This window comes from Luminiphilus sp. nBUS_07 (assembly GCF_051201685.1).
GTDB lineage: Bacteria > Pseudomonadota > Gammaproteobacteria > Pseudomonadales > Halieaceae > Luminiphilus.
Genome location: NZ_CP179213.1, coordinates 959,412 through 980,923, shown reverse-complemented (window position 1 = coordinate 980,923; position 21,512 = coordinate 959,412). Strand labels below are relative to the sequence as shown.

21 protein-coding genes are annotated in these 21,512 nt (G+C 53.0%); 7 read left to right on the top strand and 14 right to left on the bottom strand.

Features of this window, described 5'->3' with window-relative positions; translation table 11 throughout:
• Window positions 1-7 precede the first annotated feature (7 nt).
• From lpxA to rpsB, 13 genes are all read right to left on the bottom strand, one after another.
• Window positions 8-778 carry an acyl-ACP--UDP-N-acetylglucosamine O-acyltransferase gene (gene lpxA, locus ACMAZB_RS04455; protein ID WP_435219570.1) on the bottom strand — a complete coding sequence of 257 codons (771 nt, stop codon included), beginning with the start codon at window positions 776-778 and terminating at the stop codon, window positions 8-10.
• Window positions 779-781: 3 nt separating this feature from the next.
• Window positions 782-1,213 (bottom strand): 3-hydroxyacyl-ACP dehydratase FabZ, encoded by a 432-nt coding sequence (gene fabZ / locus ACMAZB_RS04450; RefSeq protein WP_435220058.1) that lies wholly within the window; start codon window positions 1,211-1,213, stop codon window positions 782-784.
• Window positions 1,213-2,253 carry a UDP-3-O-(3-hydroxymyristoyl)glucosamine N-acyltransferase gene (gene lpxD / locus ACMAZB_RS04445; protein WP_435219569.1) on the bottom strand — a complete coding sequence of 347 codons (1,041 nt, stop codon included), beginning with the start codon at window positions 2,251-2,253 and terminating at the stop codon, window positions 1,213-1,215. Before lpxD ends, fabZ begins: the two co-directional genes overlap by 1 nt.
• Window positions 2,254-2,265: 12 nt before the next feature.
• Window positions 2,266-2,787 (bottom strand): OmpH family outer membrane protein, encoded by a 522-nt coding sequence (locus ACMAZB_RS04440; protein ID WP_435219568.1) that lies wholly within the window; start codon window positions 2,785-2,787, stop codon window positions 2,266-2,268.
• Window positions 2,788-2,816: 29 nt separating this feature from the next.
• Window positions 2,817-5,387 carry an outer membrane protein assembly factor BamA gene (gene bamA / locus ACMAZB_RS04435; RefSeq protein ID WP_435219567.1) on the bottom strand — a complete coding sequence of 857 codons (2,571 nt, stop codon included), beginning with the start codon at window positions 5,385-5,387 and terminating at the stop codon, window positions 2,817-2,819.
• Between the two features lie 167 nt (window positions 5,388-5,554).
• Entirely contained in the window at window positions 5,555-6,907 is a 1,353-nt protein-coding gene (gene rseP / locus ACMAZB_RS04430; RefSeq protein ID WP_435219566.1) for an RIP metalloprotease RseP, read from the bottom strand.
• A gap of 4 nt (window positions 6,908-6,911) precedes the next feature.
• Complete coding sequence (locus ACMAZB_RS04425; protein WP_435219565.1) at window positions 6,912-8,117, bottom strand: 1-deoxy-D-xylulose-5-phosphate reductoisomerase; 1,206 nt, start codon at window positions 8,115-8,117, stop codon at window positions 6,912-6,914.
• The gene (locus ACMAZB_RS04420) at window positions 8,104-8,940 is read right to left on the bottom strand and encodes a phosphatidate cytidylyltransferase (RefSeq protein ID WP_435219564.1); all 837 of its coding nucleotides are present in this window, start codon (window positions 8,938-8,940) and stop codon (window positions 8,104-8,106) included. Before ACMAZB_RS04420 ends, ACMAZB_RS04425 begins: the two co-directional genes overlap by 14 nt.
• Window positions 8,941-8,942: 2 nt before the next feature.
• Window positions 8,943-9,725 (bottom strand): polyprenyl diphosphate synthase, encoded by a 783-nt coding sequence (gene uppS, locus ACMAZB_RS04415; protein ID WP_435219563.1) that lies wholly within the window; start codon window positions 9,723-9,725, stop codon window positions 8,943-8,945.
• Window positions 9,726-9,756: 31 nt separating this feature from the next.
• Window positions 9,757-10,314, bottom strand: coding sequence for a ribosome recycling factor (gene frr, locus ACMAZB_RS04410; protein WP_435214793.1), 558 nt, complete (start codon window positions 10,312-10,314; stop codon window positions 9,757-9,759).
• A 45-nt stretch (window positions 10,315-10,359) separates the two neighbouring features.
• Window positions 10,360-11,076, bottom strand: a complete 717-nt coding sequence (gene pyrH, locus ACMAZB_RS04405; protein WP_435214792.1) for a UMP kinase — start codon at window positions 11,074-11,076, stop codon at window positions 10,360-10,362.
• Window positions 11,077-11,234: 158 nt separating this feature from the next.
• Window positions 11,235-12,092, bottom strand: a complete 858-nt coding sequence (gene tsf, locus ACMAZB_RS04400) for a translation elongation factor Ts (RefSeq protein WP_435219562.1) — start codon at window positions 12,090-12,092, stop codon at window positions 11,235-11,237.
• Between the two features lie 114 nt (window positions 12,093-12,206).
• Complete coding sequence (gene rpsB, locus ACMAZB_RS04395; RefSeq protein WP_435219561.1) at window positions 12,207-12,974, bottom strand: 30S ribosomal protein S2; 768 nt, start codon at window positions 12,972-12,974, stop codon at window positions 12,207-12,209.
• Between the two features lie 250 nt (window positions 12,975-13,224).
• Between rpsB and map the strand changes: the two genes are divergently transcribed.
• The 7 genes from map to dapE are packed head-to-tail and all read left to right on the top strand — an operon-like array spanning window position 13,225 to window position 21,109.
• Entirely contained in the window at window positions 13,225-14,004 is a 780-nt protein-coding gene (gene map, locus ACMAZB_RS04390; RefSeq protein ID WP_435219560.1) for a type I methionyl aminopeptidase, read from the top strand.
• 23 nt (window positions 14,005-14,027) lie between these two features.
• Window positions 14,028-16,655: a [protein-PII] uridylyltransferase gene (gene glnD / locus ACMAZB_RS04385; protein ID WP_435219559.1), complete on the top strand. Its 2,628-nt coding sequence runs from the start codon at window positions 14,028-14,030 to the stop codon at window positions 16,653-16,655.
• Complete coding sequence (gene dapC, locus ACMAZB_RS04380) at window positions 16,652-17,842, top strand: succinyldiaminopimelate transaminase (RefSeq protein ID WP_435219558.1); 1,191 nt, start codon at window positions 16,652-16,654, stop codon at window positions 17,840-17,842. Before glnD ends, dapC begins: the two co-directional genes overlap by 4 nt.
• A gap of 4 nt (window positions 17,843-17,846) precedes the next feature.
• Window positions 17,847-18,530: an endonuclease III gene (nth, locus tag ACMAZB_RS04375; protein WP_435219557.1), complete on the top strand. Its 684-nt coding sequence runs from the start codon at window positions 17,847-17,849 to the stop codon at window positions 18,528-18,530.
• 52 nt (window positions 18,531-18,582) lie between these two features.
• Window positions 18,583-18,933 carry an arsenate reductase gene (locus ACMAZB_RS04370; RefSeq protein ID WP_435219556.1) on the top strand — a complete coding sequence of 117 codons (351 nt, stop codon included), beginning with the start codon at window positions 18,583-18,585 and terminating at the stop codon, window positions 18,931-18,933.
• Window positions 18,934-18,960: 27 nt separating this feature from the next.
• The gene (locus ACMAZB_RS04365; protein WP_435219555.1) at window positions 18,961-19,971 is read left to right on the top strand and encodes a DapH/DapD/GlmU-related protein; all 1,011 of its coding nucleotides are present in this window, start codon (window positions 18,961-18,963) and stop codon (window positions 19,969-19,971) included.
• Window positions 19,958-21,109: a succinyl-diaminopimelate desuccinylase gene (gene dapE / locus ACMAZB_RS04360; protein WP_435219554.1), complete on the top strand. Its 1,152-nt coding sequence runs from the start codon at window positions 19,958-19,960 to the stop codon at window positions 21,107-21,109. Before ACMAZB_RS04365 ends, dapE begins: the two co-directional genes overlap by 14 nt.
• Here dapE and ACMAZB_RS04355 read toward each other — a convergent pair.
• Window positions 21,081-21,503, bottom strand: coding sequence for a hypothetical protein (locus ACMAZB_RS04355; protein ID WP_435219553.1), 423 nt, complete (start codon window positions 21,501-21,503; stop codon window positions 21,081-21,083). The two genes, dapE and ACMAZB_RS04355, sit on opposite strands and share 29 nt — an antisense overlap.
• Between the last annotated feature and the right edge of the window lie 9 nt (window positions 21,504-21,512).

The window sequence follows — 21,512 nt, the reverse complement described above, 5'->3', positions numbered from 1 at the left end:
CCCCCAATCAGCGGACGATGCCACGCTCTGAATTGATCAGGCTGTCGACAAGCATCTGTAATTCGGGAGTTTCTTTGACCATCCCCTCCAAGCGCTGTACAGCGCTGTCGAGAGTCAGGCCCTGCCGATAGATAATTTTATAAGCTCGCCGCAACTCCGCTACGGTATGACTACTAAAACCTCGCCTTCGCAAACCTTCCGAGTTAATAGTCTTAGCCTCAGCAGGACTGCCCGCTACGGTTACGAAGGCGGGCACATCTTTTCCTATGGCAGTGCCCATACCACTGAAGCTGTGGGCTCCGATTTTGCAGAACTGGTGCACCAGCGTATAACCACTGAGAATAGCCCAATCGCCCACTACGACATGACCCGCCAGCGCAGTGTTGTTTACAAGAATCGTGTTGTTACCGACCACACTATCGTGACCCACATGAACGTATGCCATGATCAGATTGTGATCCCCTAATTGGGTGATGCCACGATCCTGCACAGTACCTCGGTGAATGGTGACATTCTCGCGAATGATGTTGTCATTACCGATCAGTAATTCAGTCGGCTCATCATGGTACTTGAGGTCCGGCGTAGCCTCCCCCACGGTACTAAACTGGTATATGTGGTTTCTGGCGCCAATCGTTGTGGGCCCGCGAATAACCACATGGGGTTCTATGACGGTCTCAGGCCCTATCTTTACGTCTGGCCCAATCACCACATAGGGGCCAACCGTTACCGAATCCGAAATTTCGGCTTTGGCATCAATAATGGCAGTGGGATGGATCACAGGCTACCGGTCTGCGCAGAGGATAGTTGCCGAGGCGCAGATGGCGCCTTCGACTTCTGAGCGCACGTCAAACTTCCAAATACCTCGTCGCTCACTGACAATGTTTGCGTAGAGATTGACACAATCTCCGGGAACGCAGGGGCGTTTAAAACGGAGTTTGTCTACGCCTACTAGGTAATAAAGGGACCCATCCTTTGGTGTTTTACCCATGGTTTTGAAACCCAGTATGCCCGCTGCTTGTGCCATTGCTTCAACCAACAAGACACCGGGAAAAACGGGGTTTTCCGGGAAATGGCCATCAAAGTAAGGCTCGTTGATACTGAGGTTCTTGTAGGCGTGAATTGACTCGCCAAGCTCCAAAGCCATAACTCTATCGACCAGCAAAAATGGATAGCGGTGCGGGAGGTGCTCTCGAATAGCAGCGATATCCATAATCATGACCCTTTCTCCTCACCCTCAGTAACTTCAAAAGACTGTTTTTCCAAGGCCTTCACGCGACGGGCAAGAGTAGCGAGCTGCTCGAATCGAACCGCGTTCTTACTCCAGTCTCGATAGGGCTGTATCGGTGTGCCCGACGCGTACAAGCCAGGTTCTTCGAGAGACTTACTGACTCTCCCTTGCCCATTGACGTGAACATTGTCAGCAATAGTGATGTGATCGCTGATACCCACCATACCTGCGAAGGTGCAGTCTTTACCGATAACGGTACTGCCACCAACACCACTGCAAGCAGCAAACGCCGTGCGCTGTCCAACCCGCACGTTGTGTGCCAGGTGCACCTGATTATCCAAAATAGCGTTGTCCTCAATGACCGTGTCCTCAAGGGCACCTCGATCGATCGTGCAACCAGCGCCAATCTCAACACGGTGCCCAATTCGGACACCGCCCATTTGCAATATCTTCACCCAGCCATCTTCAGAGGGTGCAAAGCCGAAGCCATCAGCGCCTATCGTCGCATTGCTGTGAATAATACAGTGATCACCAATCACGACACGGTGGTACAAAACGGTATTGGGGTATAGGCGTGTGTAGCTGCCGACTTGAGCGTGCTGTCCTATATAGACACCGGCACCTATCATGGCGCCATCGCCGATAACAACACCCTCCTCTAAAACGGAATTTGCACCCACACTAACCCCGCTACCCAAGACAGCCGTGTCGTGAACAACGGCAGTCGCGTGGATTCCAGCAGAAGGAACGGGGCGGTCATCAAAGAGTTGGGTGGCGTGAGCAAAGCTCAAGTAAGGGTTGTCGCTGAGTAACGTCGCCCCCGACCAGCTCTCCGACCATTCTGGGCGCAAGATGAGTGCACCCGCCTGCGTCGTGCTGGCTTGAGATAAGTGTACTTCCTTAACAACGAAGCTAAGCTGAGACGCGCCAGCCGTTGCGAGCGGCGCAATACCATCAAGCTCAATATCGGGCTCCCCAAGGAGCTCAAGATTCAGTCGCTTAGCAATGTCACCCAGCTTCAGCAAAGGAAGTTGACTTCACTCTTCAGCGGGCAACTGATTTAGCTTGTCGGTAACCTTAGCAGTGATGCTGTAACCGAGATCGGCATGGATCACTGTTTGCTGCTGCAGCAACAAGCCAATTTGCTCTGTAGTGATAATGTCTCGTAGGACTTCCCGGGCTTTGGGGGCAAGCTCCTGAAAAACGCGTTGCGCATTTTGCTGCTGTAGGGTCTGCAGCTTCTTCGCGACATACTCTAGGTCCGAATTTTTACTGGAGATTTTCTGTCTGGCAGCAACCATTTGGTCTTCGCTCATCGCGGCTTGGTCACGTTGAAATTCTTGCACGAGCTTGTCGAGCTCTTCCCGCAAGCTTTCAAATTCATTTTTATCGCCGGTGAAGCCTTCATTGTTTTCAAACTCAGCCAATCGCTGCTGCGCAAGGTCAGTTTGAAGTATCGCTTCCTCAAGATTGACGACCGCGATTTTACCCTGGGCCATCGCCAACGTGGGTAGTACCAACAGTGCCGCAGACACCAAGAATTTATTGAATGGTTTCACAACAACCTCCCTTAACAGAGTTTTTAAAATTAGAAACTTCTACCCAGCGTAAACTGGAAAACTTCGCGCTCATCGATCTCACTGGCGTTGAGCGGTTTCGCTAAGCTAAACGTCAGCGGACCAAACCCAGACAGCCAAGTCACGCCAACGCCGACAGAATAACGCAGCTCACCGGCATCGACATCAAAACAGTTAACCTGATTGCCGCGACAGTTGGTATTGAATACGTTGCCCACATCTAAGAAGAATGCTGAACGCAGTGAACTTCGATCCTTAATAAAGGGCATCGGGAAGAGCAATTCAGCACTGCCTTCGGCAAGCACGTTACCGCCGAAAGGATCTGGTCTTGTCGAAATAGGTTGTACAACGAGCTTGCCCGTTCGAGGATCGACGACGTAGCCAAAGCCACGCCCTGTTGGTCCACCTACCTGCGTAGGATTGCCGTTTTCGTCAATCTGCGTGATCGGGCTGTTTGAGTTGTATATCAGTGGTGGTGTACTGCGCGGGCCCAGCGTATTGGCCTCGAAACCTCTAACGGAGCCGAAGCCACCTGCGAAGAAATGTTCATAGAAAGGCAATTCACTGGTGTCACCATACCCGCCTCCGTAGCCCAATTCACCGCGCAAATGCAGCACAAACTCCTGATAAATCGGTAGGTAGATTTCTCCCCGATAAGTGAGCTTATAAAACTCTAAATCGGAAAGTGGCACGGCAACTTCAAGAGCGACTGACTGTGAAACACCGCGGGTCGCTAGTTGCCCGCGATTAAGCGTTGACTGCAGCCAAGAGCCCGTGACGCTGAAGTTCAAATATTCATCGCCGTTTAGATCCAAAAAGCCCAGTTGATCAGGGATCGTCAACGCGGTAATGGGTAGTTCTGCAATGGGCCGCAATACCTCAGCAGCCGCGTAGGTGCCATCGGCTTGCAGCGTGCTCTCGTACCAATTTTGAACCTCAGGCTCTAAGCGTGGGCTAGATTTTATCTCTTGAACGGCATATTGCCCTGCGGTGATTTTGGTATCTGTCACACCAAATGAAAAACCCAATCGCTGAGTTTCGCTAATGGGGTACCCAAAGTTCATGTTGGCGCCGACGGTATCGGTGGTGTAGCTCGCCACGTTAATTTCTGAAAGGTCCGTCTTCCTGTAGAAGACGCTAAAACCTCGACTAACTCCGTCCTCAGTGAAATAAGGATTCGTGTAGTTGAGGCTGACAACGTCTTGGTAGCGCGAGGAGTTAAGGTTGACGCCCACTCTGCGGCCAGTGCCCAAAAAGTTGTTCTGCTGTAAGTTCAGACCCAGGATCAAACCGGCATCTTGAGCGTATCCAATACTGCCGCCGATGGAACCAAATGATTGTTCGGTTACCGTGTATTCCACGTCGATTAGGTCATCGGAGCCTGCGACTTCCTCAGTATCAGCCTCTACGGTTTTGAAAAATCCCAATCGCTGCAAACGAATTCGCCCTTGCTCAATGGCAGAGGCCGACGCTGGGGCTGACTCCATCTGACGCATTTCTCGACGGAGTACGTCATCGGAAGTGTCTAGGTTACCGCTAAAATCAATTCTTCTGACGTAGGTTCGCTTGCCAGGGTCAACGAAGAACTTGATTTTCACCTGACTGTCTTCCTCAACCTCAGGAATGCCCGTAACCGTAGCAAAATTGTAACCTTCGTTACCAAGGCGACGGGTTAGGTACTCCTCAGTCGTGGTAATCAAGGTTTGAGAATAGACTTGCCCAGGCTGCACCAGCAAAAAGCGTTTGAGGTCTTCCTCAGGCAGAACCAAGTCCCCAGAAAGCCCAACTTCACTCACTGTGAATTTTTCGCCCTCGGTGACATTTGCCGTGATGTAAACCGCCTCCATACCCGGGGAAATGGCGATCTGTGTCGAATCGATATTGAATTCTAGATAACCCCGATCAAGGTAGTATGAACTCAGTGCTTCAAAGTCGGAGGTTAATTTTTCTTTGGAGTATTTGTCATCACTGGTGAAAAAAGACAGCCAGCCAGTTGTCTTCAACTCAAAAATTTCGCGGAGTTCCTCGTCCGTGTAGATGGTATTGCCAACGACATTGATGTGCTTTATCGAGGCGACCGTTCCTTCATTGACATCAATGGCAATCGAGACGCGATTCCTTGGCTCTGGGATAACCTCGGCCTCAATACGTGCATCGTAGCGTCCCTGCAGTACATACTGCCGCTGCAATTCGAGCTGCATCCCCTCGAGGGTTGAACGCTGGAACACATTACCTACGGAAAGGCCTGCACCCTTTAGGCCATCTAGCAAGGCTTCGGTCTCAATAGCCTTGTTACCGTCGATCGTGATCTCGCTGATGCTCGGTCGTTCGGCAACCGTGACAACCAGCACCGACCCGTCTCGGCCGATCGAAATATCGTCAAAATTTCCGGTCGCAAATAAATTTTTAGCCGACGCTCTGATCGCATAAGTATCTGCCACGTCACCCACACCGACGGGTAACGCCGCAAAAACACTTCCTGGGGAAATACGCTGCAATCCTTCGACGCGGATATCGCTGATGCTAAACGCCTCAGACTGGGCCTGCGTCAGCGCAGGAAGCAGAGTCAATAGCGCGAGCATTAGCCCCGCCACACATCGCCCTGCTTTATTTTTACTTTTAGCGAACCACATCAAAAGATGCTCTCTCCCACAAAACTGTTGCCTTTTTGCGCAATCAGTAACAAAGCCGCCCCAGACCGTTGCCCTCTAGCAGCGGCAGGTTCGAAATAGCTTGATAAGCGACCCATCTACAGCCGACTAAAATCATTATACAGGGCAAAAGCCATGAGACTCATCACCATAATTAGTCCCATTTGATACCCCCAACCCTGAATGCGCTCGGGTACAGCCCGTCCAGTGAACGCCTCGATGATGTAAAACAGCAAATGGCCACCATCAAGGATAGGAATAGGCAGTAAATTTAAGGCCCCCAGTGAAATACTTAACAGCGCAAGGAAACCGAGCCACGATTGCCAGCCGGACTCTGCTGACGATGCGGCCACCTGCGCAATGGTGATGGGCCCCGATAGATTGGCTGTCGAAATTAACCCTTGCAGCATCTTTAAAATTGATTCAAATGTAAACACGATAAGGTCAAAAGTTCGCTGCAAAGCCGCCAAAAGTGCGTCGAATGGCCCCCTGTCGAAGACCCGCAGGCTTTCCGCAGGAATTTCGGGCGCTTGCACAGACATTCCCACACTGCCGATGGTATCCCCATTGGACAGTTTCTCCTCCGGCGTTAGGCTAAGTGGCACCTCCAATCGGTCCCGCGCTACAACCACGGCAATAGGAACACCCGGCCGAGCCCGAACGTAATCGACCCAATCTGACCAATTCGCCATAATCTGATTGTCTGCGGACACAATCCGATCCCCCGGTAGGAATCCAGCCAACTCTGAAGGAGAGTTTTCTATGGTCTCCTCGACAACCGGCAGCACTGGAGGGAAGGCCAGGGCAATACCCAAACCTCCAACAGGGTTTGGGGCCTCAATACCTGCAAGCCACCGGTCAATAGGGGCATTTGAACTGTACTGAACCTCTGAGCCCGCATAACGGGCCTCCAATTCAATGAACCCTGAGTCGCCTAAACGCTCCAACAGGCGAAAACTCAGCGCATTAATGGTTGGGGTGGGTTTGCCGTCAACGCTGATAATTTCTTGACCCACTTCAATGCCTGCAAAATAAGCCGGTGAATCGGGTTCAACACTGTCGACGATTGGCACCATGCCTTTCTCGCCGCTCAAAAACAGCACCCAAAATACAAAAATAGCCAGCAGGAAATTAGCCAACGGTCCAGCACTGACAATTGCAATGCGTGACCAAACAGACTGGCGATTAAAGGCGCGATGGAGTTCACTTGACGCAACTTCGCCTTCGCGTTCGTCAAGCATTCGCACGTAGCCGCCCAAAGGAATTGCCGAGATGGTGTATTCAGTGCCATCGGCATCTTGAGTTCGCCACAGAGGCGTACCAAAACCCACTGAGAAGCGCAGTACTTTTACGCCGCAACGCCTAGCAACCCAAAAGTGGCCGTATTCGTGAAATGCCACCAAAATACCGAGTGTTATCAGCGCCGTGAGCACCGTCCAGAGAAATTCCAAAGCCTTACATACCCCCTGAGTCGCGTGCTAATTGCTGAATACGCTCTTGGGCGCAAGCCCTTGCACGACCATCCAAATCCTCTACTGCCTCCAAACTCTCTGGCTCGCTACTCGAGACCTGCTCCAAGGCGTTTGCTATGACGTCATCAATACCAGTAAACCCCAACTCTCCCCCTAAAAACGCAGCTACCGCAATTTCATTCGCCGCATTAAGAACACACATACCTCCCGGTTGGGTGATGGCCTCTTGTGCCAGTCGCAGGCAAGGGAAGGCCTCTAAATCGGGAGCTTCAAAATCGAGCTTTGCCACACTAACCAGATCTAACGGCGAGACCCCTGCATCAATTCGCTCAGGCCAGGACAAGCCATACGCAATCGGCGTCCGCATGTCTGGGTTACCTAATTGTGCAAGCACTGAACCATCGTCGTAACGCACCAAAGAATGAATAATACTTTGTGGGTGAACCACCACGTCGATGTCGTCAGGGGTGCACTCAAATAACCAGCATGCTTCGGCGAGCTCTAACCCTTTGTTAAGCAGTGTTGCTGAATCCACCGAGATCTTGCGACCCATAGACCAATTGGGGTGCGCACAAGCTTCTTCAGGGGTCACGCCCACTAAATCACTGCGGCGGCGGCCTCTGAAAGGCCCTCCAGATGCGGTCAGCAAGATCTTCTCAACTCCCGCTGATTGGGGTCTGCCTTGGGCATTGGCCGGCATGCACTGAAACATGGCATTGTGTTCGCTATCGATCGGCAGCAGTGTAGCGCCACCGGTACGCGTCGCCTCCATGAAAACACGGCCAGCACTCACCAAGGCCTCTTTATTGGCGAGTAACAGTCGCTTGCCATGTTTTGCAGCGGCCAACGTGGGTCTCAGGCCCGCAAAGCCTACTATCGCGGCCATCACTACATCGACCTCTGGGGCTGATGCCGCATCAATCAGCGCCCGCGCGCCGCCAAGCACTCGAGTGGAAAACTCTGAGGGCAGCCGAGCAGCCAACTGCTCGGCTGCATCCGGGCAAGCCATGACCGCTTGTGCAGGCTCATGGGCAAGTACCAGTTCGAGCATTTTTTCAACGGAGCGATGCGCTGTGATGGTGTGTAAGCGAAAGCGATCGGTATGGCGATTGAGCACGTCTAGGGTACTAAGACCAATAGACCCGGTAGCCCCCAACACGACAACCTGTTTTAACTCAGTATCCTGCAAGAAGTAATCCCAGCCCAAACACAGGGGCGGCCGCGCACAGCCCATCGATTCTGTCTAAAAGACCCCCGTGTCCGGGCAGCAGGGTTCCAGAGTCTTTGACGCCGCTCTCGCGCTTGACCATGCTGACAGTCAGGTCGCCCAAAACTGACGCACCTGCGACCGCAAGGCCCAAGAGAATCAAAGTGACCAACGAGAGATGTGCCATATGCTGGGGCAACATATAAGCGACGACACAGGTGAGGACGACAACCGACACTACCCCTCCCCAAAACCCTTCCCAAGTTTTACCAGGACTTACCCGGATAGCCAGCTTGTGACGTCCCCATCGGCGACCCGCAAAATAAGCGCCAATGTCCGCTAATGCCACAGCCAATACCATTAGAACGAGCAGCACAGTGCCGCTGGGCATCGTGAGCAGGAAAATCGTGGACAGCCATGTTGTTGTTAAAATAAATAAACCAAAGACCGCCCTGCTCATCCGACTGCGCCAGATCCATGCGGTGCCCGGATAACTCTCAACCATGAGCATAACGACAGACCAAAAGAAGCAGGCAGTACCTAACCACGGCTGAAAAACATCAGGGGCTGGCGCTTCGCCAATGGCAAGCGCCGCCCAAGTCGCCATCAGTAACCCCATGTAGGTCAGGGTATAGAGCACTTTTACCGGAACGGATTTGATGCCGGACAGGCCACTCCATTCCCAGGCTGCTGCAGCCGCGACCCCACCAAAGATTATTGCCAGTGCCTCTAAACGCAAAAAATAAACGGCCGCCAAAAAAGCTAATGCCAACAACACCCCTGTGATCACCCTCTGACGCAACATGATCAGACGTTCCCAGCTGCGTCCAGAGACTGAACAAGGGCATCATCGCCGCCGCGCAATCCGAATCGTCGCTCGCGGCTCTGAAAGTCCTCAATGGCTAGGGTCAAGGCAGCCGCATCAAAGTCAGGCCAAAGTACGTCGCAAAAATAAAATTCCGCGTAGGCCATCTGCCAAAGCATGAAATTAGAAATCCTAGCGTCTCCACCAGTGCGGATGCACAGGTCTGGCGCGGGCAAATCACCCAGCGACAGCGCCCGCTCAAACCGCTCAGGGGTGATCTCATCGAGGGTCGTCTTCCCGGAAGCCACTTCACCCGCAAATATTTTTGCGGCCTCCACCACATCCCACTGACCGCCGTAATCCACTGCCAGTGTTAGTGTGGCCCCGGTATTGCGCGCCGTTGACTCTTCACTGCGGCCCATCAACCGCTGCAAACGACCACTTAACCGATCCCGTCGTCCGATGAAACGGAGACGGACATTATCTCGTTGCAGTTGTTCCACCTCGCGACGCAAGTAATGACAAAGCAGTGCCATCAAAGCTCGAACTTCAGTTTCGGGTCGCCCCCAATTTTCACTGCTAAAAGCAAATAAGGTGAGCGCCTTGATACCCTTTTCCTTACAGGTTTTCAGCGCAGCACGCACCGCCTCCACACCCGCGCGATGTCCTGCAGGCACGGGTAGCCCTCGACGACTCGCCCAACGCCCATTACCGTCCATAATAATGGCGATGTGCTGGGGTTCAGGCCGCCAGTTAACGAGGTTGGATTGGAAGGGTGTATTCATCGTATTGTCGGCACTTGGGCCAGAAACTCCCTCAGATTTCCATCAAATCCGTTTCTTTCGCCGCTAGAGCTTCCTCTACCTTGGCGACAAACGTATCGGTCAGTTTCTGAATAATGTCCTGAGCACGGCGCTCATCATCTTCGGAAATTTCTTTATCCTTAAGTAACTCCTTTAGCATGCCATTTGCATCACGTCGGGCACTGCGAATGGACACCCGGCCCGCCTCAGCTTCAGCCTTCGCTTGTTTAATGAACCCGCGCCGGGTTTCCTCTGTCAACATAGGCATAGGAATACGCATCACGTCACCCGCCGTTGCAGGGTTAAGTCCCAGGTCAGATTTCATAATCGCTTTTTCAATAGTCGGCGTCATGCTCTTATCAAAAGCAGTAACGGCCAGAGTACGAGCATCCTCAACGGTAATATTTGCCAACTGATTCAGCGGCGTGAGCGACCCATAATATTCAGCCTTGATGCCATCAAGTAGGCTAGGATGCGCCCGACCCGTTCGAATTTTATTGAAATGATGACCCAGAGCATCCACGGCCTTGACCATGCGCTCCTCAGTTTCAATGCGAATATCGTCAATCATGCTTTTTTTCCTGTATTGCAGCAGGTCCCTTACTGGGACCGCCCATCAGCTAATCAAAGTACCTTCTGAGCCACCCCTGACAATACTGAGTAGCGCACCTCGCTGTGCCATATCGAAGACACGAACGGGTAAATTATGATCACGGCATAGGCAAATTGCCGTTAAATCCATCACCTCTAGCTTGCGATCCAAAACCTGATCAAAAGTCAGCTGGTCGAAGCGCTCAGCAGCTGCATCCTTCATTGGATCGGCGCTGTAAACGCCGTCGACTTTGGTCGCCTTCAAAACGAGATTGGCGTTGATTTCGATGCCACGCAAACACGCTGCCGAATCGGTTGTAAAAAACGGATTGCCGGTTCCCGCGGTAAAGATAACAACGTCTCCGTTGGATAACGCGCGAATGGCCTTTCTGCGGTCGTAATGGTCGACAACGCCACTCATAGGGATAGCTGACATGACTTGAGTCGCAATATTGGAGCGCTCGAGGGCGTCGCGAAGTGCCAGTGCGTTCATCACAGTGGCCAGCATGCCCATATGGTCGCCGGTTACCCGATCCAAGCCAGCGGCCTGAAGCGCCTTACCGCGAAAGAGGTTGCCGCCGCCGACAACCAGACCAACCTGCACGCCGATACCAACTAACTGTCCGACCTCTAGGGCAAGCTGATCCAGTACTTTAGGATCGATTCCAAACGCTTCTTCACCGGTGAGTGCCTCACCGCTGAGTTTGAGCAGAATTCGTTTGACTATTTTTTCGCTCGCCACAGGTCTTCTCCTTCCTCAAGACTGCCTATCCTACCGGACACTTGAGTCGTAAGTCAGGGTGTAAGTTCCTGACCGGTGCTTACTAAGCGACATATGACCAACAAAAAATCGTTTGGCCGGCTTGTTGCGACCCCAATGTTAGTAGGGCCGCATCAAATTTACCCCTTGAGCTGGGCGGCGACCTCGTCGGCAAAATCAACTTTATCCACCTCAATGCCCTCACCAACCTCAAAGCGTGAAAAAGACAGAACTTCTGCACCCGCCGCTTTGACAAGGTTTCCCACTGTCACATCGGGGTCTTTGACAAAAGCCTGTTCTGAAAGGCTGTTCTCGGCAAGGTATTTTTTGATGCGTCCGCCAATCATTTTTTCAATGATCTCTGCTGGCTTGCCAGACTCTTGTGCCTGAGCGGTAAAAATATCGCGCTCCTTTTCGAGGAGTTCCTCGGGCATGTCCGACGGAGATACCACCTGAGGGTTGACCGCAGCGACGTGCATAGCGACGTCGCGAGCGAGGTCTTGATCACCACCGCGCAACTCGACAAGCACGGCGATTCTATTGTTGCCGTGCACATAGCTTCCCACAACACCGCTTTCTGCTGTGACCATAGAGGCCCTGCGGATGCCGATGTTTTCTCCTATTTTTTGCACCAGCGCTTCACGAGCCGCCTCAATGGAACCTGATTTCAGTGCCTCAACATCGGCAGACCGGTTTTCATAAAGCGCATCAGCCACCGAGCCCACGAAACCCAAGAAGCTCTCATCTCGAGCAACAAAATCAGTCTCACTGTTCACTTCGACCAAAACTCCGAAGCTGCCATCCTCGGCGATTCGCGTTGTTACAACACCATCGGCTGCTATTCGGCCCGCCTTTTTCGCTGCCTTCATTCCGCTGGACTTACGCAAAGCCTCGATGGCTGCGTCAATGTCGTTAGCGGCTTCCTTCAGCGCTCTTTTACACTCGAGGAGCCCCAATCCTGTGCGCTCTCGAAGCTCCTTCACCAATGCTGCTGACATGCTATATCCCTCATAACGCCCTCTCGGAAGTCATTTCCGACAAAGCTCTGTTAGTGTGTTGCAGGGCGTTCGCCCCGCTGATTAAAAAAAAGCCGCGCGAGGCGCGGCGTAATCTTAGGCGTCGGCCTCTGCCGATTCGGCTGTGTCTGTTGGCGCTTCTTCGACCTCGACAAACTCATCAGCGGCGGGCACTTCGCCTCGCTCAGCTTTGCCTTCCAAAACGGCATCGGCAACAGCTTTCACATAAAGCCTGATGGCTCGAATCGCGTCATCATTTCCGGGAATCACGTAATCAATACCATCGGGATTGCTATTTGTATCGACGATGCCAATGACGGGGATACCCAATTTGTTCGCCTCAGTAATGGCGATTCGCTCGTGATCGACGTCGATCACAAAGAGGACGTCAGGCAAACCGGTCATATCCTTGATTCCACCGACGGAACGATCTAGCTTTTCTTTAGAGCGAGTACGCATCAGCGCCTCTTTCTTTGTCAGCTTGGCGAAAGTACCGTCAGCTTCCTGATCCTCAAGCTCACGCAGCCGCTTTATAGATGAGCGAACGGTTTTGTAGTTGGTGAGCATGCCGCCCAGCCAACGATGACTTACATAAGGCATACCACAGCGAGCAGCCTGCTCTTCGATTACTTTACCAGCCGCCCGCTTAGTGCCTACAAACATAATGTTGCTTTTGTTGCTAGCAAGGCGCTGGACGTGTTTAAGCGCGTCATTGAACGCCGGTACGGTGTGCTCGAGATTGATAATGTGTATTTTGTTTCGCGCCCCGAAAATGAATTGGTCCATTTTGGGGTTCCAGAAACGGGTCTGGTGTCCGAAGTGGGCGCCTGCTTGCAGCAGGTCGCGCATGCTTACTTGAGCCATAAATACCTTCCTGAGGTTTGGGTTTTGATCGTCACACGTCCGCTAAGTCCAACCGAAAAACGGCACCCGGCCCAGCTTTTTTGATGTGTGAAGTCGACATTAAAGCGAAGGCAACCACCCTCGCCCCGCCGGACTCATTCCGACGAGGCGCGCGTTATACCATATTTCTACGAATTGGAGAAGGAAAAAGGACATTAGCGCGTCCTTTGGTTACAATGCACACACCCCCGGACAAGAGATGTGAACTGGCATGGCTGCTACCCCCAAAACCCCCGAAGAGCTGCAGGGCATGCGCGTTGCAGGCCGCCTAGCTGCTGAAGTTCTGGAGATGATAGAGCCATTGGTCAAAGTCGGAATGACTACGGGAGAGCTAGACCGCATTTGCCACGATTACATCGTGAACGTCCAGCAAGCCATTCCAGCTCCCTTAAATTACCACGGGTTTCCCAAGTCCATTTGCACCTCGGTGAACGATGTAATCTGCCATGGCATCCCCTCAGACAACAAAAAGCTCCGCAATGGTGACATCATCAACATCGACGTTACTGTGATCAAGGACGGCTGGCATGGTGACACCAGCATTATGGTCGGCGTGGGCGATGTGGCACCCCATGCAGAGCGATTGATGCGTATCACGCAGGAATGTCTTTACAAGGCACTTGAGATTGTTCGACCCGGAACGACCTTGGGAGACATCGGTCACGTGATTCAACGTTACGCGGAAGAAAATTATTATTCCGTCGTTCGCGAGTATTGCGGCCATGGCATTGGGCAAATTTTTCACGAAGAGCCCCAAATCCTCCACTATGGCTCTCCAGGCTTGGGGGAGGTTCTTACCGAAGGCATGACCTTTACTATCGAGCCCATGATCAATGCAGGAAAACGTCATACCAAGCTCAACACGAAAGATGGCTGGACCGTGACCACTCGTGACGGACGACTTTCCGCGCAGTGGGAGCACACTCTCGCGGTCACCGCTGATGGGTGTGAAGTCTTTACCAAAAGAACTCCCGAAATCCTGCCTTGTTGAGTTGACCCTAGAGAGCGCGATTCATGGCCAAGCCTATTAGCCATTCAGACCAACCTGTGCAAGATTGCCAGCGATATCTTGCGGAGATCACTGAAGAAATTGCGGGGGACTTTCACCCGACCAGTCCGGTCTGGCCCCTACTATCTGCTCGCTCAGCGGCGGTAGACGATGTGCTGACCCATCTGTGGCGCTTTTATCTGGATCAGCGAACAGATTTAGCACTTGCGGCCGTAGGTGGTTACGGCCGCGGTGAGCTCTATCCATTCTCCGATATTGACCTGTTAATCCTAGTCACACATCCCCCCGACGAAAGCACCGCAGCACAACTTTCCGAACTATTGAGAAATCTTTGGGATATCGGCCTCAAAGTTGGATCTAGTGTCAGGACGCTGGACGAGTGCGAAACCCTAGCTCGGGAGGATCTCACCATTTTTACGTCTCTGCTTGAGGCGCGCTGCATTGCCGGGAGCACTGAGCTATTTGCACAACTAAAAGGCTATATCGATGCTGATCGGATGTGGGACAGCAAAGCCTTTTATAAGGCGAAGCTTGAGGAAACCGAGTCGCGCCACGACCATTTTGGCAACACCGAAAGCAATTTGGAGCCTCACGTCAAGAACGGCCCCGGTGGACTCAGGGATATTCAGGTCATCGGCTGGATTGCCAAACGCCACTATGACGTTGCATTACAGGACCTTAATGAAGCTGACTTTCTCAACACCGATGAGCAGAGGATGTTGGAAGCTGGCCAAAATTTTATCGGGCAAGTGCGTTTCGCGCTGCACACGTTAAACGGTCGAGAAGAAGATCGTCTGCTTTTTGAACAACAACAGAAGCTCTCTCAACTTTGGGAAATGGTTGACGGTGAAAAACTTGCGGTAGAGCAATTTATGCAAGTTTACTATCGCTGGGCACAGGCGTTGGCGCAACTGCGTGAGCTTGTCATGCAGGCTTTCGAGCGACAAATTTTGCACAGCGATGATCGCGAAAAAGCCCGACTGCTTAGCGACGACTTTGAGGTGATAGGCGGCCTGCTCTCTGCAAGGCGAGATGACGTTTTTATCAAAGAACCCTCAAACCTGTTGCAGGTGTTCGTTGTCCTCGCCAATAACTCTGATATCAGCGGAATTGCCCCGGGAACTTGGCGGCTGTTAAGAGCCGCCCACGACCTCATCGATCCCCCCTTTAGAGCAGACCCACTCAATCAAAAGCTGTTCATGGATCTCATTCGCTCACCACACGGCGTCACCTTGCAACTGCGCCGGATGGCTAGGCATGGCTTGCTGGGCAGGTACCTCCCAGAATTTGGGCGTATCGTGGGGCAAATGCAGTTCGATCTATTTCACGCCTATACCGTTGAAGCGCACACCCTTGAGGTTCTCGCCAATACCCGCCGATTCATGCGCGCCGACTACACCGATAAATTTCCAGTCTCCACAAGAATCGCCCAGCGCCTTAGGGCGCCCGAGCTGCTCTACATCGCGGCGCTCTACCACGATATCGGGAAGGGTCGCGGGGGGGATCACTCCGAGTTAGGTGCCGTCGACGCACAGGGATTTTGCGAGAGACACAGTCTCAGCCAAACCGATACCGACCTAGTGGTGTGGTTAGTGCGCAACCATCTACTGATGAGCTCCTTCTCACAACGCAAAGACATCTCGGATCCCGATGAGATCGCCCTCTTCGCCAAACATGTGGCCACGCAAGAGCGCCTAGATTATTTGTATACCCTCACCGTCGCTGACATTCACGGCACGAATCCCGAGCTTTGGAATGCCTGGCGCAGCACTCTGCTACGTCAGACCTATACGGAAACCCGCCGAGCGCTTATTCGAGGACTGGAAAATCCCGTAGACCGCCAGAGTGTGGTTGATACAACTCGTCAAGCGGCTTTGGAGTTGCTAGAGGATCGAGGCTTTATTAAAGCTGACATCGAAGGCATCTGGGCGTTGAGAGGCGATGACTATTTCCTAAGAGAGCGCCCGGATGATATTGCCTGGCATACCGAGTCCATCGCAGACCATAGCAATCTCGAGCAAGCGCTAGTCCTAATTCGGCAAAGCAGCGATTCAACCGTAGCCAACGCAACACAAATTTTTGTTCATGCGCCTGACAGCCCCGATCTCTTTGCTCGTATTTGCGCCCAATTGGAACTCTTAGACCTGAGTGTGAACGACGCTAGAATTTATTTAGGGAGCGATGGCGCAACGCTAGATACGTTTTATGTGCTGAAGGCCGATGGCAACCCGGTTTCAGGAGATATCACTACCCTTGAGAGCATCAGAGACGGGCTGTCTGCTGCGCTGACTCAGAAAGAGATCCGCACCGTCACTCGACACACACCACGTCGGCAAAAATCATTCGTCATTCCCACAGAGACATCAGTTCATCAAGACGATCGACGCGGCTGGACGGTACTTGAGATTGCCACCCCCGACCGCCCTGGGCTACTCGCCAATATTGGTGCGGTTTTCGTGGCCCAAAACGTATCACTGCAGGCGGCAAAAATTCAGACATTGGGCGAGCGCGTAGAGGATGTCTTTTTTGTCACCACAAGTGATGGCAATAGCATAAGCGACAGCCAAGCATTGATTCGTCTGGAGGATGCGATAAAGCAGTCTTTAGACACAGAGCTGCAAAATCGTCTATGAATCCGGGTTTAGCAGCATTACAGCCCTATCCGTTTCAACGACTGGGCCAATTATTTAAAGGCATATCGGCGGCAAACCTGCCTGAAATAGCACTGACAATTGGTGAACCTCAGCACGCCCCGCCTCAAGTGGTCATAGAAGCACTTACCCAAGCCCTCGGTGAAATCAGTCACTACCCCTCCACCACGGGCTCAGCGTCGTTACGGGCGAGTATCGCGCGCTGGATAGAGCGGCGGTTTGAGCTGCCACGGATTGATGCTGATGCTCAGGTCCTGCCGGTGAACGGCACTCGTGAGGCTTTGTTTGCAATTGCCCAGACCTTAGTGACCCCCGGCGAGCCGGGAAGAGTTATGAGCCCCAATCCGTTTTACCAAATCTACGAGGGAGCAGCATTGCTAGCGGGCACAAATCCCACATTCGTTCCGGCCGACAGTTGCAACAAATTCAAGCCCGACTTTTCCAACGTCACTGCCGATGACTGGGCACAGCTGGAGCTGCTGTACATTTGCAATCCTGGGAATCCATCGGGTGCGGTCATGGCCGAGGCCGAGCTACGGGCCCTCATTACCCTCGCTCAGGAGCATGATTTTGTTATCGTTAGCGACGAATGTTATAGCGAAATTTATCCCGACGAACAGGCACCACCCACGGGCCTTCTTAGCGCTGCGGCGAACATGGGGCTCCACGATTTTACTCGATGTCTGTGCTTTCATAGCTTATCAAAGCGCTCCAACCTCCCTGGGCTGCGATCAGGTTTCGTCGCGGGAGACGCTGACATTATTAAAAAATTTACGCAGTATCGAACCTATCATGGCTGCGCCATGCCACCTCACCACCAGATTGCAAGCTCCGTTGCCTGGAGCGATGAAACCCACGTAGTGGCGAACCGAGCTGCTTACCGCGCCAAATTTGAAGCCGTGGTGCCCATATTATCTGCACAGCTCGACGTCACCACTCCAGACGCAGGCTTTTACTTGTGGCCTAAAACGCCCTTTGACGACTTGGAATTTGCGTGTGAGTTACTGAAACGCTGCAACGTCGCGGTTCTCCCTGGACAGTTTTTAGGCCGAACGGTCAATGGCGAGAACCCGGGCGAGAACCGTATCCGCATGGCACTGGTCACCGATCAGGAAACATGCGTTGAAGCCGCACAGCGGATCGTTCAAGCACTCGAGCAAGGCTGGTAAAACTATGGCCCCTGAACCCTCTACACCGCAAAATCTAACAAAAGGGGAGCGCGTCACTTTTATCGACAGGCGCCTCGCTGAACTGTACCCAAAACCTCCGGTACCCCTGGATCATAGTGACCCCTTTACACTTTTAATTGCGGTCTTACTGAGCGCGCAGTGCACCGACGAGCGGGTCAATCAGGTGACCCCGGGATTGTTCGCCGCCGCCGATACACCCAAAACCATGGCTGAACTCTCAGTCGAGGCTATTCGCAGCATCATTCGACCCTGCGGGCTGTCTCCACAGAAATCCAAAGCGATTAAGGGCTTGAGTCAGATTTTGATTGCCCAGCATGATGCTCAAGTTCCTAGGACTTTCGAAGCGCTTGAAGCTTTGCCGGGAGTTGGCCATAAGACCGCTGGCGTAGTGATGGCTCAGGCCTGGGGCCACCCTGCATTTCCTGTTGACACCCATATTCATCGTCTTGCCCAGCGCTGGGGTTTGACCCGAGGCAGAAACGTTGTCGAAACCGAGCGGGATCTCAAACGCGTGTTCCCAGAATCCCGCTGGAATGACCTCCATTTGCAAATTATTTTTTACGGCCGGGAGTACTGCACAGCCCGAGGCTGTGATGGTCGGGTCTGCGAAATATGTACCACCTGTTACCCCCTTCGCAAACACCCAAAAAAAATCAACAAACCCTGATTCTGATAGGCTTATGGCCTGCATGACCTAATTGATGAGTGTAGGAGCTCTTATGGACCCTGTGATTTACGGTATACCCAATTGTGATTCCATTAAAAAAGCAAAGCAGTGGTTCGAGTCTGAAGACCTAAATTATCAATTCGTGGATCTTAGAAAAACCGCCCCTTCACCAACGCAGCTGCGCCATTGGATCGATGCCGTGGGTCAAAAAGCGCTGCTCAATAAACGCAGTACAACTTGGAAAAATCTTTCTGAACAAGAGCGGTTGGCGGCAGAGAGCGGGGATGCGATAGCACTCTTACTCGACCACCCAACGCTGATCAAGCGACCGGTGCTAGAGCACCAAGGCGAGACGGCTGTAGGCTTTAGCGCCACCGACTATGCCATTCGCTTTCAACGATAAATTTTAGAACATTTACAGGAGACGACCATGAGCATGGTGCATGGATTTGGACTGGGTATTGCTACCCACAATACCGCGAGCGAGACACTAGACGTCTTTTACCCTAACCCGCTCAGCAACATCGGAGGCGATCTTGCCGCGGTGGTACAAGGTGTGTCGGGCCCTCTCGATGAGAGCCAACTCGCAGAGCTCAGCAGTAACTTTGCTGCGGTAGGCGCCAGTGAGCAGGCGGCTGTTGCCGATCAGCTAAAATCTTATAGTGGCAAGGTGTTAGCGACCACACTCACCGACAACGCCGCCCCAGAGACCGTTGCGGATGCGTATCTAAAGCTGCACTTGTTGTCCCATCGCCAAGTCAAACCCCACGACACCGAACTTAAAGGGCTTTTTGCGTTACTGCCCAATGTGGCCTGGACAGATCAGGGCGCCGTCTGCCTGAACGATCTGGCACAGCGCCAGCTGGATGCACGCCTGCGAGGAAGTGTGCTCGAGGTCGCGAGCGTCGATAAATTTCCCAAAATGACAAATTACGTAGTGCCAAGCGGTGTACGCATTGCCCACACGGCTAGAATCCGACTGGGCGCTTACCTAGGTGAAGGAACGACGGTGATGCACGAAGGCTTCATCAACTTCAACGGTGGAACAGAAGGACCCGGCATGATCGAGGGGCGAATTTCAGCAGGCGTCTGGGTGGGTGCGGGCTCAGATCTAGGCGGAGGCTGCTCTACCATGGGAACCCTCTCTGGAGGCGGCAATATTATTATTTCAGTAGGCCGAGAGTGTTTGATTGGGGCCAACGCCGGACTGGGGATCCCCTTGGGAGATCGCTGCACGATCGAAGCTGGACTATTCATAACGGCGGGTACCAAAGTGACACTTTTAGATGGTGCGAGAAAACCCGTGGAAACCGTCTCAGCCCGCGACCTCGCAGGAAAGTCAGACCTATTATTCAGGCGGAATAGCACGTCGGGCACTGTAGAGTGCCTCACTAACCGCTCGGCCATTGAATTGAATGAGAGCCTTCATGCCAACAACTGAATACGGGGCAGCAGCCGTTGCGCTGACCCGCCAACTCATAGAGTGTCCGTCCGTTACGCCCAACGATGCAGGCTGTCAGGAAATACTGATGCAGCGACTGACAGCTGCCGGATTTGACTGCGAGCCCATGCGCTTTGGGGAGGTCGATAATTTCTGGGCGACCCGCGGCAAGGGTGAAGGCACGCTCGTTTTCGCAGGTCATACTGATGTCGTTCCAACGGGACCCGAAACACGATGGTCGACACCGCCCTTTATACCTACTGAGCGCGACGGTGTGCTCTATGGCCGAGGCACCGCCGATATGAAGGCGAGCCTTGCAGCCATGACCGTGGCGGCAGAGGCTTTCGCCAAACAGCATGGTGATCACTCCGGGCGCCTGGGCTTTTTGATCACCGCAGACGAGGAAGGTCCTGCAACAGACGGAACAGTCAGAGTTGTTGATGAACTGATCTCCAGAGGAGAGCGTCTTGACTGGTGCGTGGTCGGCGAGCCCTCAAGCTCTGCGTCTCTAGGTGACGTCATAAAAAACGGGCGACGCGGTTCCATTAATGGGGTGATCACAATCCGGGGCAAACAAGGTCACATCGCCTACCCCCAATTCGCAGACAACCCGATTCACTCGGCATTTTTGGCCCTCGATGCACTCGCGAAGGAGCCTTGGGACCAAGGCAACGCGTTCTTCGAGCCCACTCGCCTACAGTTTGGAAATATTCAAGCGGGCACAGGCGCTACCAACATTATTCCGGGCACACTGACGGCACAGTTTAATGTGCGTTTCTCAACGGAGACTGACGCGACCACGATACGTAGCCGCTGCGAGCAAATTTTGAGTCAGCACGTCTCTGAATTTGATATTGAATGGCGACTGAGCGGCGAACCCTTTTTGACTGAGCCTGGTGCATTGGTCGATGCGGTCGCGGCCAGTATTGAGTCCATCACGGGAACAGCCCCAATATTGTCGACGGGCGGGGGGACCTCCGACGGACGGTTCATCGCGAAAACCGGCACCCAAATTGTAGAACTGGGGCCCATTAATGCTTCGATACATCAAGTCGACGAGCATATTTCACTCGATGATATCCCCCGACTCACCGCCATTTACTTTGGCATCATGACACGCCTGCTGGCGGCTCACTAAGCGACCGCAGCTCAACCTCACATGCCGAGGTTCCCGTTGGAGAATCTCGAGACTCCAACCAACATGACCAAAATGCAGCTACCGACTTCGTTAATGCGTCGGTTGGTTGCGGTAGCTCCAAGACAACTTTCAATCCAGCATGACTGGCTAAGCCAAGCGCCGTCTGAAGCAACATCCAGGGCGCTTCAATAAACGACTGAAGTGTTTCGAGCTCATGCTGCCTGCCGGGTTCTATAAGGGGGGAATGCTGCTCACAACGCAACACAAGCAGCGCCAACGGCTCTGACTGTCGCAACCGATCACAAGCATCACCCTGACTCAATGCATCGGTGACTCTGGAGCTTAAAACTGTCTTACCACCACGAGCACAGCCCGTTACCAGACACGCTGACATAGCAATCTC

Coding starts and splice junctions, on each gene's coding strand:
- bamA (WP_435219567.1), bottom strand. CDS start 5,387: ATGCTCGCGCTATTGACTCTGCTTCCTGCGCTGACGCAGGCCCAGTCT.
- glnD (WP_435219559.1), top strand. CDS start 14,028: ATGGCCAAGCCTATTAGCCATTCAGACCAACCTGTGCAAGATTGCCAG.
- dapE (WP_435219554.1), top strand. CDS start 19,958: ATGCCAACAACTGAATACGGGGCAGCAGCCGTTGCGCTGACCCGCCAA.
- ACMAZB_RS04355 (WP_435219553.1), bottom strand. CDS start 21,503: ATGTCAGCGTGTCTGGTAACGGGCTGTGCTCGTGGTGGTAAGACAGTT.
- ACMAZB_RS04420 (WP_435219564.1), bottom strand. CDS start 8,940: ATGTTGCGTCAGAGGGTGATCACAGGGGTGTTGTTGGCATTAGCTTTT.
- rpsB (WP_435219561.1), bottom strand. CDS start 12,974: ATGGCTCAAGTAAGCATGCGCGACCTGCTGCAAGCAGGCGCCCACTTC.
- map (WP_435219560.1), top strand. CDS start 13,225: ATGGCTGCTACCCCCAAAACCCCCGAAGAGCTGCAGGGCATGCGCGTT.
- uppS (WP_435219563.1), bottom strand. CDS start 9,725: ATGAATACACCCTTCCAATCCAACCTCGTTAACTGGCGGCCTGAACCC.
- dapC (WP_435219558.1), top strand. CDS start 16,652: ATGAATCCGGGTTTAGCAGCATTACAGCCCTATCCGTTTCAACGACTG.
- ACMAZB_RS04365 (WP_435219555.1), top strand. CDS start 18,961: ATGAGCATGGTGCATGGATTTGGACTGGGTATTGCTACCCACAATACC.
- nth (WP_435219557.1), top strand. CDS start 17,847: ATGGCCCCTGAACCCTCTACACCGCAAAATCTAACAAAAGGGGAGCGC.
- frr (WP_435214793.1), bottom strand. CDS start 10,314: ATGATTGACGATATTCGCATTGAAACTGAGGAGCGCATGGTCAAGGCC.
- ACMAZB_RS04370 (WP_435219556.1), top strand. CDS start 18,583: ATGGACCCTGTGATTTACGGTATACCCAATTGTGATTCCATTAAAAAA.
- tsf (WP_435219562.1), bottom strand. CDS start 12,092: ATGTCAGCAGCATTGGTGAAGGAGCTTCGAGAGCGCACAGGATTGGGG.